At 62.8% G+C, this 14,505-nt stretch carries 15 protein-coding genes and 1 pseudogene; 9 read left to right on the forward strand and 7 right to left on the reverse strand.

From position 1 onward, the window contains the following. Window positions 1–19 precede the first annotated feature (19 nt). Together NKH16_RS27845 and NKH16_RS27850 are read right to left on the reverse strand one after the other, a co-directional pair. On the reverse strand, window positions 20–2,569 hold the full coding sequence (locus NKH16_RS27845) for an ABC transporter permease (RefSeq protein ID WP_352748317.1): 2,550 nt from the start codon (window positions 2,567–2,569) through the stop codon (window positions 20–22). Then, window positions 2,569–3,279 carry an ABC transporter ATP-binding protein gene (locus NKH16_RS27850; RefSeq protein ID WP_352748278.1) on the reverse strand — a complete coding sequence of 237 codons (711 nt, stop codon included), beginning with the start codon at window positions 3,277–3,279 and terminating at the stop codon, window positions 2,569–2,571. The genes NKH16_RS27845 and NKH16_RS27850 overlap by 1 nt, the downstream gene beginning before the upstream one ends. A gap of 107 nt (window positions 3,280–3,386) precedes the next feature. Between NKH16_RS27850 and NKH16_RS27855 the strand changes: the two genes are divergently transcribed. The 4 genes from NKH16_RS27855 (at window position 3,387) to NKH16_RS27870 (ending at window position 5,523) form a co-directional block, all read left to right on the forward strand. Beyond that, complete coding sequence (locus NKH16_RS27855) at window positions 3,387–4,031, forward strand: arylesterase (RefSeq protein ID WP_352748280.1); 645 nt, start codon at window positions 3,387–3,389, stop codon at window positions 4,029–4,031. Window positions 4,032–4,168: 137 nt separating this feature from the next. Further along, window positions 4,169–4,765 carry an RNA 2',3'-cyclic phosphodiesterase gene (gene thpR, locus NKH16_RS27860; RefSeq protein WP_352456356.1) on the forward strand — a complete coding sequence of 199 codons (597 nt, stop codon included), beginning with the start codon at window positions 4,169–4,171 and terminating at the stop codon, window positions 4,763–4,765. Between the two features lie 6 nt (window positions 4,766–4,771). Next, window positions 4,772–5,068 (forward strand): 4a-hydroxytetrahydrobiopterin dehydratase, encoded by a 297-nt coding sequence (locus NKH16_RS27865; protein ID WP_352748283.1) that lies wholly within the window; start codon window positions 4,772–4,774, stop codon window positions 5,066–5,068. 92 nt (window positions 5,069–5,160) lie between these two features. After that, the gene (locus tag NKH16_RS27870; protein ID WP_031212728.1) at window positions 5,161–5,523 is read left to right on the forward strand and encodes a YkvA family protein; all 363 of its coding nucleotides are present in this window, start codon (window positions 5,161–5,163) and stop codon (window positions 5,521–5,523) included. 40 nt (window positions 5,524–5,563) lie between these two features. Here NKH16_RS27870 and NKH16_RS27875 read toward each other — a convergent pair whose 3' ends face one another. Beyond that, window positions 5,564–6,172 (reverse strand): methyltransferase family protein, encoded by a 609-nt coding sequence (locus tag NKH16_RS27875; RefSeq protein ID WP_352456357.1) that lies wholly within the window; start codon window positions 6,170–6,172, stop codon window positions 5,564–5,566. A 360-nt stretch (window positions 6,173–6,532) separates the two neighbouring features. On the opposite strand from NKH16_RS27875, the gene NKH16_RS27880 reads away from it, so the two are divergent. The 4 genes from NKH16_RS27880 (at window position 6,533) to NKH16_RS27895 (ending at window position 9,314) form a co-directional block, all read left to right on the forward strand. Next, window positions 6,533–7,039 carry an invasion associated locus B family protein gene (locus NKH16_RS27880; protein WP_023721899.1) on the forward strand — a complete coding sequence of 169 codons (507 nt, stop codon included), beginning with the start codon at window positions 6,533–6,535 and terminating at the stop codon, window positions 7,037–7,039. 144 nt (window positions 7,040–7,183) lie between these two features. Next, on the forward strand, window positions 7,184–8,416 hold the full coding sequence (rlmN, locus tag NKH16_RS27885; RefSeq protein WP_352748284.1) for a dual-specificity RNA methyltransferase RlmN: 1,233 nt from the start codon (window positions 7,184–7,186) through the stop codon (window positions 8,414–8,416). Beyond that, a complete protein-coding gene (locus NKH16_RS27890; protein WP_352470834.1) occupies window positions 8,413–8,838 on the forward strand; it encodes a hypothetical protein in 426 nt (141 codons plus the stop codon). The genes rlmN and NKH16_RS27890 overlap by 4 nt, the downstream gene beginning before the upstream one ends. Then, a complete protein-coding gene (locus tag NKH16_RS27895; RefSeq protein ID WP_352540808.1) occupies window positions 8,835–9,314 on the forward strand; it encodes a hypothetical protein in 480 nt (159 codons plus the stop codon). Before NKH16_RS27890 ends, NKH16_RS27895 begins: the two co-directional genes overlap by 4 nt. Here NKH16_RS27895 and NKH16_RS27900 read toward each other — a convergent pair. Further along, window positions 9,286–9,927: a LysE family translocator gene (locus tag NKH16_RS27900; protein WP_352470836.1), complete on the reverse strand. Its 642-nt coding sequence runs from the start codon at window positions 9,925–9,927 to the stop codon at window positions 9,286–9,288. The two genes, NKH16_RS27895 and NKH16_RS27900, sit on opposite strands and share 29 nt — an antisense overlap. Window positions 9,928–10,095: 168 nt before the next feature. Here NKH16_RS27900 and NKH16_RS27905 point away from each other — a divergent pair, with 168 nt between their 5' ends. Next, the gene (locus NKH16_RS27905) at window positions 10,096–11,319 is read left to right on the forward strand and encodes an argininosuccinate synthase (protein ID WP_352685353.1); all 1,224 of its coding nucleotides are present in this window, start codon (window positions 10,096–10,098) and stop codon (window positions 11,317–11,319) included. Between the two features lie 924 nt (window positions 11,320–12,243). Here the strand turns inward: NKH16_RS27905 and NKH16_RS27910 are convergent. The 3 genes and pseudogenes from NKH16_RS27910 to NKH16_RS27920 form a co-directional block, all read right to left on the reverse strand. Next, window positions 12,244–13,008 (reverse strand): annotated as a pseudogene (locus NKH16_RS27910) (IS5 family transposase). Window positions 13,009–13,084: 76 nt separating this feature from the next. Beyond that, on the reverse strand, window positions 13,085–13,507 hold the full coding sequence (locus tag NKH16_RS27915; protein WP_352748287.1) for a DUF4279 domain-containing protein: 423 nt from the start codon (window positions 13,505–13,507) through the stop codon (window positions 13,085–13,087). 98 nt (window positions 13,508–13,605) lie between these two features. Next, a complete protein-coding gene (locus tag NKH16_RS27920) occupies window positions 13,606–14,406 on the reverse strand; it encodes a lytic murein transglycosylase (protein WP_352450205.1) in 801 nt (266 codons plus the stop codon). Window positions 14,407–14,505 lie beyond the last annotated feature (99 nt).

Consider the following 14,505-nt stretch of genomic DNA (forward strand, 5'->3'; position numbering starts at 1 on the left):
AATCGCACCCGGCTCTGGCTCAAAGATTCCGCAGCACCGGCGCCGCCTTGTGGCCCAGCACCCGCCACGTGCCGGCAAGGCCTATGCCGACCGTGACCACCAGCGAAAAGCCGATGGTCGCCACCGCCACCTCCGGCATGAAGTGCGATGGCAGCGTCATGATGCGCGCGACGACGAACCACGCCGCCACACCGCCCGCTGCCAGCGCGAAGATCGCAGTGGCAAGGCCGATCAGCATGTATTCCAGCGAAAACGCGGCGATCAGCGTTTTCCTGGTCGCACCCAGGGTCTTCAGCACCACCGCGTCGTGAATGCGAGCCCGGTTGCCGGCGGCGAGCGCCCCGGCCAGCACCAGCACCGAGGCGATCAACGCCACGCCCGCTGCTGCCCTGATTGCTGTGCCGAGCTGCGCCACCAGCCGGTTGACGATTTCGAGTGCGTCCTTGACCCTGACCGTCGTCACCGCGGGAAAGGCACGCGTGACGGCGTTGAGAAGATGCGCATCGTCGGCTGCCGACGCATTCGTCTCGGTCAGCGTCGCCAACCAGCCATGCGGCGCACCGGCGAATGTGTTGGGCGAGAACACCATGACGAAATTGATGCCCATGGTTTCCCATTCGACCTGGCGGAAATTGGCGATCTTGGCCGTGATGTTGCGGCCGAGCACGTTGACGGTGATGGTGTCGCCGAGCTTCAGCCCGATCTCTTTGCCTTCCTCGGCGGAAAACGAGACCAGCGGCTCGCCGGCATAGTTCTCCGGCCACCAGCTGCCCTCGGTCAGCGTCGCATTCTCCGGCAGCTTTGCGTCATAGGTCAGGCCGCGATCGCCGCGCAGTACCCAGGCGCCTTCGGCCGGAACCTTGACCTTGTCGACATCGACGCCGTTGAGCGCCATCACCCGGCCGCGCAGCATCGGCACCTTGATCAGCCTGCCTTGCGGTGCCTCTTTGCCGACCAGCGCGGTGAAGGCATCGACGTCACCGCTCTGGATATCGACGTAGAAGAAGTTCGGTGCCCTTTCCGGCAGGCTGCCCGAGATCTGCCGCCTGAGATTGCCGTCGATCAGCGCCAGCGTCACCAGCAGCGTCAGCCCGAGTCCCAACGACAGCACCACGGACGGCGTCAAGGCGCCAGGCCGATGGATGTTGCCGATGGCGAGCCTGAGCGCGGTCGAGCGCACGCGCGGGCTTTTCTTCGCCGCCCACTGCACCAGCGAGCCGACCACACGCAGCACCAGGAACGAAAAGATCGTGGCGCCAACGAAGATCGAGGCAATACGGCGGTCGCCGGAAAACAGAATCGCCAGTACCGCGAGCAGCAGCGCGATGCCCAATGCCGCGGCGATATAGAGCGGGCGGGGAAAACCGCGGCCCTCGAAACCCATTTCGCGAAACAGCGCCGTTGCCGGCACGTCGCGGGCGCGGCCGAGCGGCAGCAAGGCGAAAGCCAGCGTCACCAGTAGCCCGAACAGCGCTGCCATGCCGAGGGCGCCGGGATAGAACCCACCTTCCGCCGGCACTGGAATGACCGATTGGAGTGCCGCGCTGGCCGCGAACGGCATCAGCGCGCCAAGTACAAGGCCTAGCGTGATGCCGAGGGCGGCGATCATCAGGATCTGCACCAGATAGACGGCAAAGACGAACCCGCCCGAAGCCCCCAGGCTCTTGAAGGTGGCGATGACGCCGCGCTTGCCGTCGAGATAGGCACGCACGGCATTGGCCACGCCGACGCCGCCGACCACCAGCGCCGTCAACCCGACCAGCGTCAGGAATTGCGAAAACCGCTCGATATTCGAGGACAGCGCCGGCGCTGCGTTGCTGCGCGTGCGGATCGACCAGCCGGCCTGCGGGAACTGGTTTGTCGCCTGCTCCTGGATCGCCTTGATCTGTGCCTCAGTGGTGCCGCCGGGCAGGCGGACCTTATAGGCATTCTCGACCAGGCTGCCCGGCTGGATCAGGCCGGAAGCGGCAAGCCCGTCGGTCGACACCATCAGCCGCGGCGCAAAACCGAAGCCATCCGACACCGCATCCGGCTCGTTGACCAGCCTGGCGCGCAGCTCGAACGTCGCGCTGCCGAGCTTTAGCCGGTCACCGATGCCAAGGTTCAGCCGCTCGAACAAGAGGTCCGGCGCGGCGGCGCCGAAGACGCCGGATTTTTCGCCGAACAGATCCTCTCGCGACAGCACCGGCTGGGTCTCCAGCGCACCATAGAGCGGATAGGCGCCGTCGACCGCCTTGGCCTCGACCAGCGCCTGGTCGGAGCCGTCCTCGAGCCTCGCCATCGAGCGCATATTGGCGCTGTGCGAAACCGTGCCAAGCCGGTCGAGGAAGCTGCGTTCGGCTCTGGTCGGATCGCGCTGGTTGAGCTGGAAGCGGAGATCACCGCCGAGCAGCGTCTGGCCCTGGTCGGCAACACCGGCGGAAATCGCCTGCGCCACCGAATTGACGCCGCCGATCGCAGCGACGCCCAGCGCGATGCAGGCAAGGAAGATCAGGAAGCCGGACAGCCCGCCACGCATTTCTCGCAGCGAAAACCGAAAGGCGAGCCTCAGCGTGCGCGCCAGCGGCATCATGCGGTCACCTTGCCAGCCCTGGTGGCCGGCTTAGGCGCGTCTTCGATCAGCCCCGACCGCATCGACACCTGGCGCGAGCAGCGCGCCGCGAGTACCGGGTCATGCGTGACCAGCACCAGCGTCATGCCGCGTTCGGCCGCCTTGGCAAACAGCAGGTCAGCGACGTGCCGCCCCGTTGCCTGGTCGAGATTGCCGGTCGGCTCGTCGGCGATCAGGATGCGCGGCGACGGCGCCAGCGCCCGGGCGATCGCCACGCGCTGCTGCTGGCCGCCAGACAATTCGCCGGGGTAATGGGTGACGCGATCGCTGAGACCGACCGCCGCCAGCTCGCGCGCCGCCACGCCGAATGGATCGACATGGCCGGAAAGCTCCAGCGGGACCGCAACGTTTTCCAGCGCCGTCATATTGGGGATGAGATGGAAAGACTGGAACACGATGCCGATGTTTCGTCCCCGAAACGATGCGATCTGATCTTCGCTTTTGCCGTTGAGCAGCTCGCCGGCAATTCGGACCGTCCCCGAATCGACCCTTTCAAGTCCGGCCAAAACCATCAGCAATGTCGACTTTCCCGAACCTGAAGGTCCAACGATGCCTGTCGCTTCGCCGCCCGCCACATCGAGGCTGACGCCCTTCAGCACATGGACCGAGGATGCACCTTCGCCGAGCGTCAGCGATACGTCTTTCAGCGAAATGACGGCTTCTTCCAAAATCAAATCGTCCTATATGGGGGATGAAGGCTAGAGCATCCGATGCTCGACAAAGACGAAAACCTGCCTTCGCCAACAGATGTTCCTAGTCATATGGGGCCTGCCGCATGGCTTTCAAACACACCTTTGCCGCAGCCTTCGCCCTTTTCCTCGCCATTTGCGGCGCCATTTCGTCGGCGCGCGCCGAACCGTTCACCATTGTCGGTTTCGGCGACAGCTTGATGGCGGGTTATGGCCTCGGGCCAGGTCAGGGCTTCACCGAGAAGCTGCAGGCGGCGCTGCGCACCAAGGGCTACGATGTCACGGTCGCCAATGCCGGCGTCTCCGGCGATACGACGAGCGGCGGCCTGGCGCGGCTCGACTGGTCGGTGCCGGACGGCACGCAACTCGTCATCCTGGAGCTCGGCGCCAACGACATGCTGCGCGGCGTTTCGCCCGCCATAGCGGAAAAGAATCTGGACGCCATGCTGGCAAAACTGAAGCAGCGCAAGATCGCCGTTTTGCTTGCCGGAATGCGCGCGGCGCCCAATCTCGGCGCCGACTACCAGAACGCCTTCGACGCGACCTTTCCGAGACTGGCTGAAAAATATGGCGTGCCGCTCTATCCTTTCTTTCTCGAGGGCATCGCCGGTCGATCCGTCCTGCAACTCGAGGACGGCCTTCATCCAAACGCCCGAGGCGTCGACCGCATCGTCGAGGGTATCCTGCCCAGTGTGGAGAAGACCATTGAAGCGGTCCGGGGCAATTCCTGAAGGCGAGGGTTCGCCGTCGCAACACCTTCCGCAGGGGAAGCTTTTAGGCAGGCCTGCGACCAACAAACCCCTTGCCCCGTTTGAATATCGATGATTCGCTAGGGGCAAGAGTTCGATTCGAGGACAGGAGGCTTCCCATGCCGCGTCTTTTTACCGCCCTCGAGATACCGCGTGATGCCGCTCTTTCGCTGTCCCTGCTCAGGGGCGGACTGCCCGGAGCCCGCTGGATCGACGTCGAAAACTATCATCTGACGCTGCGCTTCATCGGCGATGTCGAGGGCCATGTCGCCGACGAAATCGCCAATGCTCTTGACCGTGTTCACCGCCCGTCCTTCCCGCTGACGCTGTCCGGCGTCGGCGCCTTCGGCCAGAAGAAGCCGCATGCGGTGTGGGCCGGGGTCGCCGCTTCGCCCGATCTTTCCGCATTGCAGGCCGAGATCGAGCGCATCTGCCAGCGGCTCGGCATCCCGGCCGACCCGCGCAAGTTCATGCCGCACGTGACGCTGGCCCGCCTGCGCAATTCGAGCCCGCTCGATGTCGCCCAGTATCTGTCGGCACGCGGCAATTTTTCGACGCTGCCGTTCCGGATCGGCCGCTTCGTGCTGATGTCGTCGCGCGATTCGGTCGGTGGCGGGCCTTACGTCGTCGAGGAGGCCTGGCCGCTTTCAGGTGCTGACAACCGCGTCGCCAGCCGTTTGGTCGGCGCCGCCGACGCTTCGCGGATCATGCGGTAGACGGACATGGCCAGGGAGAAACTAGCAAAAGAGGCGATCCGCACCGAACTTGCCGGCCTCGACGGCTGGTCGCTGGCCAAGGATGGTGGCTCGATCACCCGCAGCTTCACCTTCAAGAATTTCTCCGAAGCCTTTGCCTTCATGACCCGCGTTGCCCTGGCCGCGGAGAAGATGGACCACCATCCCGACTGGTCGAACGTCTACAAGACGGTAAACGTGACCCTCAACACGCACGACGCCGGCGGCCTGACCGCGCTGGATTTCGATCTGGCCAGGAAAATGAACCGCTATTTCGGCGGCTGAGCCTATCTGCACCTTGCAGCGAGGTTCGGCTTTCACCACATTTTGCGTCGCGGTCACGCGTGAAGTCACGCGACGGCCGCAAGGAGAGGTTGATGGCGCAAAAATCCGGTTTTGATTTCTTCGGCCTCGGCAGCAAGCCGGGCAATGAGAGCGAAGTGCGCGAAAAGTTCTGGCGTACGGCGAAGAAGGCCGCCCGGCAGATCCCGTTCATGGAAGAGGTGGTCGCCGCCTATTACTGTGCCATGGATAAGAAGACGCCGCTGCGCGCCAAGGGCACCTTGCTGGCTGCGCTCGGCTATTTCGTGCTGCCGACGGACGTCATCCCCGATTTCATCCTTGGGCTAGGCTTCACCGACGACATCGCCGTGCTGACCGCCGCGATTACCGCCGTCAGCGCCCACATCACGCCGGCGCACCGGCTCGCCGCCAGGCAGGCCATCGCCGACAAGAGCTGAGCCGGTACGGCGCAAAAAATCGCGCGAGACTTTCCGGCCGTCAAACCCACCGCCGCACCCGCGCCTTGTAGGCGCGATAGGCATCTCCGAACTTCCGCTCGAGATAGCGCTCTTCCGGCGCGATAACGCCGGTATTGATCACCCACAGCAGGGGGATGACGAGCGCGATAGCCCAAAGACTTCCGGCCGCGACGCCGAGGCCCAGATAGACGAGGGTCGTTCCCAGATAGAACGGATTCCTGGTGCGCCGATAGATACCGTCGACGACCAGCGCCGTCGTCGGCAAGGTCGGTGGTATGTTGGTGCCAGCGGCCTGAAAGCGGCCCGCCGCCATAAAGATGAACACGAAGCCACACACCGCGAGCACAGCGCCGGTCAGATAGCGGGCGAGCGCCTGCCCGGCCATGACCGGGAGCGGCACGAGCACCTCGAGCACGGTTGCCGCCACCAGGAAGCCAAGGAAGATCAAAGGCGGCAGCGCAATGACCCCGGCCACGTCGGGCGCGCCCGATCCGCCCGCCGTCTCCCCGGCATCCGACCGGCGCACCGCGCCACCGGCCGTCCGCCGCATGGCGACACGAATGCCGAACACAATCGCCAGGACGGCTGTGCCGCCCGCGAGGATCAGGACTGTCTCGGAAACGGCCATGGCCAAATCTCCCGTAAGCCGCCAGGGAGGGCACCCTGGCCGAGCGCCGTAGCGGCGAACGCAGACATGGTACCGCCTGCAGGGAAATTCGTCACGCACCTCAAAAAGCGAGAATCGCGGCAAGACCTAGCTGCTTGAAAAGTCAAACTCTTGCCGTTTTCGTGGCCTCCAAGTCGCGGCAGGGACATTGCGCCAGCCGCTTTTTCGAGCGGCAGCGCGAAGACGGCGGCGGTTTCCTGGCGTGAACATCCTTTTCTCAGGGGAATTTCACCGTTTGGTAACCCAGATTAAATCAAAATGAAGCGACGGGCAGGACGCCGAGCCGGCCTGCCGCCGCACCAGTGGAATACGGGAAAAGCGATGCGCGGATTGATTGCTATAGTTTCCAGCCTGGCCCTGGTGGCCTTGACGGCGCCTGCGCTGGCGCAGTCGGCAACCAAGATCGGCCAGCATAATGCCTGGGGCACCTACAGTTATCAGGCGTCGGGCGGCGGCAAGGTCTGCTATGTCCTGACGGTGCCAACCGACAAGCAGCCGCCGACGCTCGATCACGGCGACATGTTCTTCTTCGTCAGCCAGCGGCCTGGGCAGCAAGTGTCCTACGAGCCGCAATTCATCGCCGGCTATACCTTCCAGGAAGGTTCCAAGGCCACCGTCACCATCGACAAGAAGTCTTTTTCGATGTTCACGCGCGGCAAGTCGGCCTGGGTCGAGAACGCCGCCGAGGAGCCGGTGCTGATAGCCGCGATGAAGACCGGCACCGACATGAAGGTGTCGGCCAAGTCCGGCCGCGGCAACACCACCACCTACGTCTTCTCGCTGAAGGGCATCTCGGCGGCGCTGGCCTCGATCGCCAAGTGCAAGTAGGCGGTTAGGCGCGGTCTTCCCTTCTCCCACAAGGGGAGAAGGAAGAACCCCGGCATGACTCCGCCGCTAACCTGTGCTATGCGCCGCGCTTGATTTCGGGCACGATGCTGTATTCGGCCGCAAATCGCTTATATTGGCGCAACAATGACCCTTACATTCGATCTTACCGCCGAAGGCGCGCGTGACGCGTTGCGCACCCACACGACGCCTGAAAAGCCGTCGCTGATCGGCTTGACGCGCGCCGAACTCGGGGCCGCCCTCGTCGCCGCCGGCATCGTGCCGGAGCGCCAGGCGAAAATGCGCGCCCAACAGCTCTGGCATTGGATCTATGTGCGCGGCGTTTCCGACTTTGCCGGCATGTTCAACATCTCCAAGGATCTGCGCGCCGCCCTCGACACGCATTTCACCGTTGCCAGGCCCGAGATCGTCGAGGAGCAGATTTCCTCCGACGGAACGCGCAAATGGCTGTTCCGCTTTCCGCCGCGCGGCGCTGGCCGGCCGGTCGAGATCGAGACCGTCTACATTCCCGAAGAAGGCCGCGGCACGCTGTGCATCTCTTCGCAGGTCGGCTGCACGCTGACCTGCTCCTTCTGCCACACCGGCACGCAGAAGCTGGTGCGCAACCTGACGGCGGAGGAAATCCTCGCCCAGCTCTTGACCGCCCGCGACCGGCTCGGCGACTTCCCCGACCGCGATACGCCCGACGGCGCCATCGTGCCGGCCGAGGGCAGGAGAGTGTCCAACGTCGTCATGATGGGCATGGGCGAGCCGCTCTACAATTTCGAGGCGGTGAAAAAGGCGCTGCTGATCGCATCCGACGGCGACGGGCTTTCCCTGTCGAAGAGGCGCATCACGCTGTCGACCTCCGGCGTCGTGCCCGAAATCTTCCGCACCGGCGAGGAGATCGGCGTCATGCTGGCGATCTCGCTGCACGCCACCAATGACGATTTGCGCGATCTCTTGGTGCCCATCAACAAGAAGTATCCGCTGAAGGATCTGATCGCTGCCTGCCGCGCCTATCCAGGCCTGTCGAACGCCAAGCGGATCACCTTCGAATATGTCATGCTGAAGGACGTCAACGATTCCATCGACGACGCCAAGGCGCTGATCAAGCTGCTCAAGGGCATTCCGGCCAAGATCAATCTGATCCCGTTCAACCCGTGGCCGGGCACCAACTACCAGTGCTCGGACTGGGAAACGATCGAGAAATTCGCCGATTACATCAACAATGCCGGCTATGCCTCGCCGATCCGCACGCCGCGCGGCCGCGACATCCTGGCCGCCTGCGGCCAGCTCAAGTCGGACTCCGAGCGCATGCGCAAGGTCGACCGGCTGGCGCTGGAAGCGATGATGATCGCGGGGCATGGCGAGGCGTGAAATACCTCAGGCGATTGGCAGTGACTTTGCTCTGCTACGCCCTGGCTGCCTTCACCATGTCTCTGGTCTTTTTCCTGCTCGATGCACTGATGTGGTGGCGTGTTCCCGCTTTCCTGTCCACTCGAGATAGTTGGTCGCTGTTGCTGCTTGGAGCGATGATCGCAGGCATCTTTGGCGCACCGCTGGCAATCCCGATGGTCATTGCTTCCCAAGTTCTCGAGGCGAGACGCTGGATTCTTTTTGTCGTCGGGGGAGCTTTCGTTGGGACGTGCGTATTTGCGGTCTGGAAACTGCATCCGTCGGCACAGAGGCCACCGGACGTTGACGTGTTGGTGGCCCTAATCATTGCGGGAAGCTTGGCAGGAGCCGTCTATCGCCTGGTCGAGAGCCGGTTCCTGCAAATGCCCGGACAATTCGCGTGAACCGCCTCGTCGCCTATCTGATCCGCTTCGCCGTCATCCTTGTCGGCTACGGCGTTGCTTCGCTGGCGGCAAGCGCCTTCCTTAACGTCATGTTCCTGGCGTCTCTTGGGCTGATAACGGACGAGACGCAACCGGCGGCGCAGGCGTCGCTGTGGTTTTCAATCCCCTTCGTCGCGCTGTTCGTCGCCTATTTCGCCTTCATGCCGGCCGCCATCGCCATCCTCGTCTCCGAGATCCTTGGCCGGCGTGACTGGCTGTTCTATGCGCTGGCGGGCGCAGCGGTGGCGGCGGTCTTCCTTGGCTTCGTCCACCAGACGGCCGATGCCAATTTCGAGGTTACCAATACCAGCGTCATGCTGGCGGTGATCGGCTGCGGCATGGTCGGCGGTATTTTCTACTGGCTGAGCGCCGGGCGCTCGGCCGGAAGCTGGCGTCAGATCGGACGCCCTATTTCGCCTGGGCCGTCAGGATCTTGAGCGCGAAGGCCGAAAAAACTCCGGCAAACAGATAGTCGACGACGCGGGTCACACGCGGGCTGGATTTCATCACGGCCGAGAATTTTTCCGCCGCCAGCACCATCGGCGCCGTTACCGGGATCGCCAGCACGACGAACATCGCGCCGAGGAAGAACAGCTTTCCCGGCGCGTCGGGATCATGCGCGGAGACGAATTGCGGCAGGAAGGTCATGAAGAACAGGATGATCTTCGGGTTGAGCAGATTGACCCCGAGCCCCGCCGCCCAGCTGCGGAACAGCGAGATCTGCGGCCCGCTCTTCTTCTCCGGTGAAAACGCCGACCCTTTTGTGATCGCCTGCCATGCCAGGAAGACCAGATAGCCGGCGCCAAAAATCTTCAGCACGAAGAACGCCATCGGCGAGGCGACGATCAGCGCCGAGACGCCGACCACCACCAGCGTGGTGTGAATCAGCGTGCCGCACAAGGCGCCGGCCATGGAGGCAAAGCCGGTGGCACGGCCCTGGCTCAGCGTGCGCGAGACGAACAGCGTCATGTCAGGCCCGGGCGTGATCGCCAGGATGAAGGTGGCGATGGAGAACTGGATAAGCGTCGTACTGTCGGGGATGAAGGACATGGCTCGTCTCGTAGCGGCAAAAGACGGCGCAGCCATAGCGCAAGAGCCGTGTGCTCGCCAGCCTCTTGGAGATGAAGCATCTGGTCCAGGCATCGTTCGTCCCTTGCGCTGGCCTAAAACGCCGTGATACCTCGCCCGCGAAGAACCCCTGTCGCGGAACTGCCCACCATGTCGAAAGCAAAAGCCGTCAAGAAAGTCGTGCTCGCCTATTCCGGCGGCCTTGACACCTCGATCATCCTGAAATGGCTGCAGACCGAACTCGGCGCCGAGGTCGTCACCTTCACCGCCGATCTCGGCCAGGGTGGCGAACTGGAGCCGGCCAGGCGCAAGGCCGAGATGATGGGCATCAAGGACATCCGCATCGTCGATGTCCGCGAGGAGTTCGTATCCGATTTCGTCTTTCCGATGTTCCGCGCCAACGCCGTCTATGAAGGCACCTATCTGCTCGGCACCTCGATCGCCCGGCCGCTGATTTCGAAACATCTTGTCGAAATCGCAAAAGAGACTGGCGCCGATGCCATCGCCCATGGCGCCACCGGCAAGGGCAACGATCAGGTGCGTTTCGAGCTTTCCGCCTATGCGCTGAACCCCGACATCAAGGTCATCGCGCCGTGGCGCGACTGGTCGTTCAAGTCGCGCACCGATCTCATCAACTTCGCCGAGCAGCACCAGATCCCGGTGCCGAAGGACAAGAAGGGCGACGCGCCGTTTTCCGTCGACGCCAACCTTCTGCACTCCTCCTCCGAGGGCAAGGTGCTGGAGGACCCGTGGACGGAACCGCCGGAATTCGTCCACCAGCGCACCATCTCGCCGATGGACGCGCCGGACAAGGTCACCGAGATCGAGATCGAATTCCTCAAGGGCGATCCGATCGCGCTCAACGGCAAGAAGCTGTCGCCGGCGACGATGCTGGCGGCGCTGAACGATCTCGGCCGTGACAATGGCATCGGCCGGCTCGACCTGGTCGAGAACCGTTTCGTCGGCATGAAATCGCGCGGTGTCTACGAGACCCCCGGCGGCACCATCCTGATCGCCGCCCACCGGGCGATCGAATCGATCACGCTCGACCGCGGTGCCGCCCATCTCAAGGACGAGTTCATGCCGCGCTATGCCGAGCTCATCTACAATGGCTTCTGGTTCGCGCCCGAGCGGCTGATGTTGCAGGCGATGATCGACAAGAGCCAGGAAGACGTCGAAGGCACCGTGCGGCTGAAGCTCTACAAGGGCAACGTCATGGTCAGCGGCCGCAAGTCGAGGAAGACGCTCTATTCCGACGCGCTGGTCACCTTCGAGGACGACCGCGGCGCCTACGACCAGAAGGATGCAGAAGGTTTCATCCGCCTCAACGCGCTGAGGCTGCGGACACTGGCGGCGCGCAATCGCAAGGGTTGATATTCCCAACAGGCCCAATGCTTAGATGAGTTAGGAACCCGGTGAGGACACCGGGTTTTATTTGGCGTCTCTAATATAATAGAAGCCGCGATTTCAGATCGTTTCCTGTTTGACCTTTCCGTGATTTGATCTTACTTCTCTTGCGGGTCGGAGGGCTTTGACAGTGAAAAACAGACTTTTTCTTCTGCTTGCGGCGGTGGCCGTCTTTACCGCGGGTCAGTCCACGCAAGTCCCGGCGGGGCAAACATCCAAGGTCCATACTTGCAAAAGTTTTGACGGCCCCTTCCAGATTCCCGCTTCCCAGAAATGCCCGTTGAGCGGCTACGCGCAGGGTCCCAGAGTCCCGACGGTCATCGGGGACAAGCCAAAAGCGGCTACCCCGGCGCCGCGGAATTCCAAATTCCGTACCTGCAAAAGTTTTGACGGCCCCTTCCAGATTCCCATTTCCCAGAAATGCCCGTTGAGCGGCTACGTGCATTATTGAGCGTGATGTGCCCAGGCGCTTGGCCACGCTTGGAGCTGGTTTCCTGCCCACGTTGGCTGTCCTGGCGAACTTGGCCGTCGCCAAAGCCAACGATGCCCCCCTCCCTTGACCTTCCCGCGCTGGTCGAGTGCAGGGCTGACGTTCCGACCTATAGTGGTTTTGCCCTTTGGCTGAGCGACCGCCCCGATGCGCCCGCAAAGCTCGGCTGGAACGACGTTTCTTCCGGCAATCCTTTCCTCAAGCAATATGAATTGCCGGCCCCGCTTCGCGTATTCGGGCGCGAAACGGCGTCCGTCGTCCTTACCGCGACCGGGCCGATGGCGGTGTTTGACGAAGTTTCCACGCCCGGGGCTTGGCCGGATTTTCGGTCGAATAGCGCAATTCCAGGAAAAGCGTGAAACGGTTTTCCGTCCGGGATTGCGTTAAAACAAAGCTCTAGACTAGGACGTAGACTCGTTACCGCGTAGCCAGATACGGACGGAGACGAGTTTGAGGGCAGCGAGGTAGTTTTCTGCCAGTTTGTCATATCGAGTTGCGATGCGACGGAACTGCTTGGCCTGGTTGAAGAAGCGTTCGACGAGGTTGCGGGCCTTGTAGAGGAAGGGGCTGAAGCACATCGGGTCCTTGCGGTTGGCCTTGGGCGGGATGTTGGCCCATGCCTTTTGCTCGGTGACGGCATTGCGCAACGCGTTGGCATCATAGCCCTTGTCGGCGAGCAGCATGGCACCCTCGGGCAAATCCTTGATAAGTCCGCTGCGTAGGCGATGTCACTCATTTGACCTGCCGTGAGCGTCAGCTTGATCGGCCTGCCTTCGGCGTCGACAAGAGCATGGATTTTGGTCGTCAGCCCGCCTCGGGAACGACCGAGACAATGATCTCGATTCCCCTTTTTGCCGTCGCACCCTGCTGATGGACGCGAACAATAGAGGTGTCGATCATCTGCACCGTGCCGTCATGGGCCTCGGTAATGGCGTCCATCAGCCGATCCCAGACACCTGCTATCCGCCATCGAACGAAGCGGTTGTAGCCAGTGGTGGAGGCCCGTAGCGCTCGGGCAGATCGCGCCATGGCGCACCCGATCGCAGTACCCAGAAGATGCCGTTCAGCACCCGGCGGTCGTCTACGCGCGGCACGCCTCGCGGCTTGTTGGGCAACAGCGGCTCGATCGCCCGCCATTCGAAGTCGGTCAGATCGTATCGGCTCATGCCCTTATGAATCAGACCCCGCTCAAGTTTGGAACCAGCCAGTCGGCAAACGACCCAATGCGGACAGGACGGCTGCTCACACCTCACTTCCATGTTGGTGAGCTTCGTCCTCAACGAAAAGGTCGAGGCCCCAGCCAACACCGCAATCCGCGAGCACCCTCATCGCGGACGGCTCAAGCCAGATGCCGCACTGCTCGTCGTAGGACGTATAGAACCCGCCATAGATCGTAATCTGCTTCGGCCGCACTTCCTGCCGCAGCCGGGCGAAGGCTTCCTCCCGACCTCGCATCTGCTCGATCAGGTAGTTGACCGCATTCTCGTGCTCGGCCCCACTCCGGAGCCTTTGCCGCGGACCATCGAGGCTCCATCCATTCTTCTTGCGCGGGGAACCGTTACGCATCGGGTCGCCCTTGCGGACTATGCGTGTCGGTTCGAGGCTTAGGATCGCAGTCACCCTCTCGGGGTCCGCATCGAAGTCAGAGATCGAGAGCGAGATCATCGCCTGTCCTAGGTTCGAAAGGGCAAGGCAAGCCTTGCGAGACTCTTCATGCTCGCCTCGCGCTTCCAAACCGAGCCCAGTCGTTTTTGCGTTTCCTGTCAGTCGGCATCGATCGCCGTGGCCATGCGGGCGATGGCCTGTTGATAGACGCTCGCCGAATTCCAGCCGGCAATTGCGCCGATATTCGCCTGCGCGCTGGCGCCCGGTCGCCAACCATGACCCTTGAGGAAGTTGGCGGTAGAAGCCAACGCAGTGGCCTTGTCACGCAGGTTTTTGTTGCCTACGCCATATGTCAAAACATTTCCGGGCAGGAACTGCGTGTGACCAATCTCGCCATGCGCGGCACCGACCGACGAGGCGCTCAACGCTCCGCGATCAACCAGCTTCAGGGCCGCAATGGCATGCGGGTAGAAGAACTCCGGACGGCGGCAGTCATAGGCCAGCGTTAAAATGGCGGAGACCGTATTCTGGTTGCCCATGGCGGAACCGAAGCCGGTCTCCATGCCCCAGATGGCGAGCAACACGCCCGGCGACACGCCGTAATTCCCTTCGATCTTGTCGAACAGCGCAGCATTGGCCTTCTTCAGCGCACGGCCCCTGGCAATGATCGCGGACGCGCCACGGCGCTTCATGAAAGCTTCCACTGAGCCGCTGAAAGCCTTATGGATGGCGCGATCGACGGAGATCGTCTTTGTCGCGTAGGTTGCGCGAGCCAGAGCGGCCAGACCCTTCGAGCCGACACCGTCGGCCTTCGCCTCCGCGGCGAACTCCGGTTTCCATGCCTCGAAGCCGGCGCCGCTCTTGCCACAGCTGGCCGCCGCCTGCGCGCCCGTCGCCAGCGCAAGCACCGCCACCACCGTGGCCACTACAAACATCTTCCCCTTGGCAAGAAATGCCATGCTGCTCTCCTGGTTGCCTGAATCACGTTCCCAATTGCGAACTTGCCTGCGAAACACCTGCTTGTCACTGTCCCGGCGCTGCGCCGATGCACTCAATAC

The organism is Mesorhizobium sp. M1307 (assembly GCF_040318155.1).
Classification (GTDB): domain Bacteria; phylum Pseudomonadota; class Alphaproteobacteria; order Rhizobiales; family Rhizobiaceae; genus Mesorhizobium.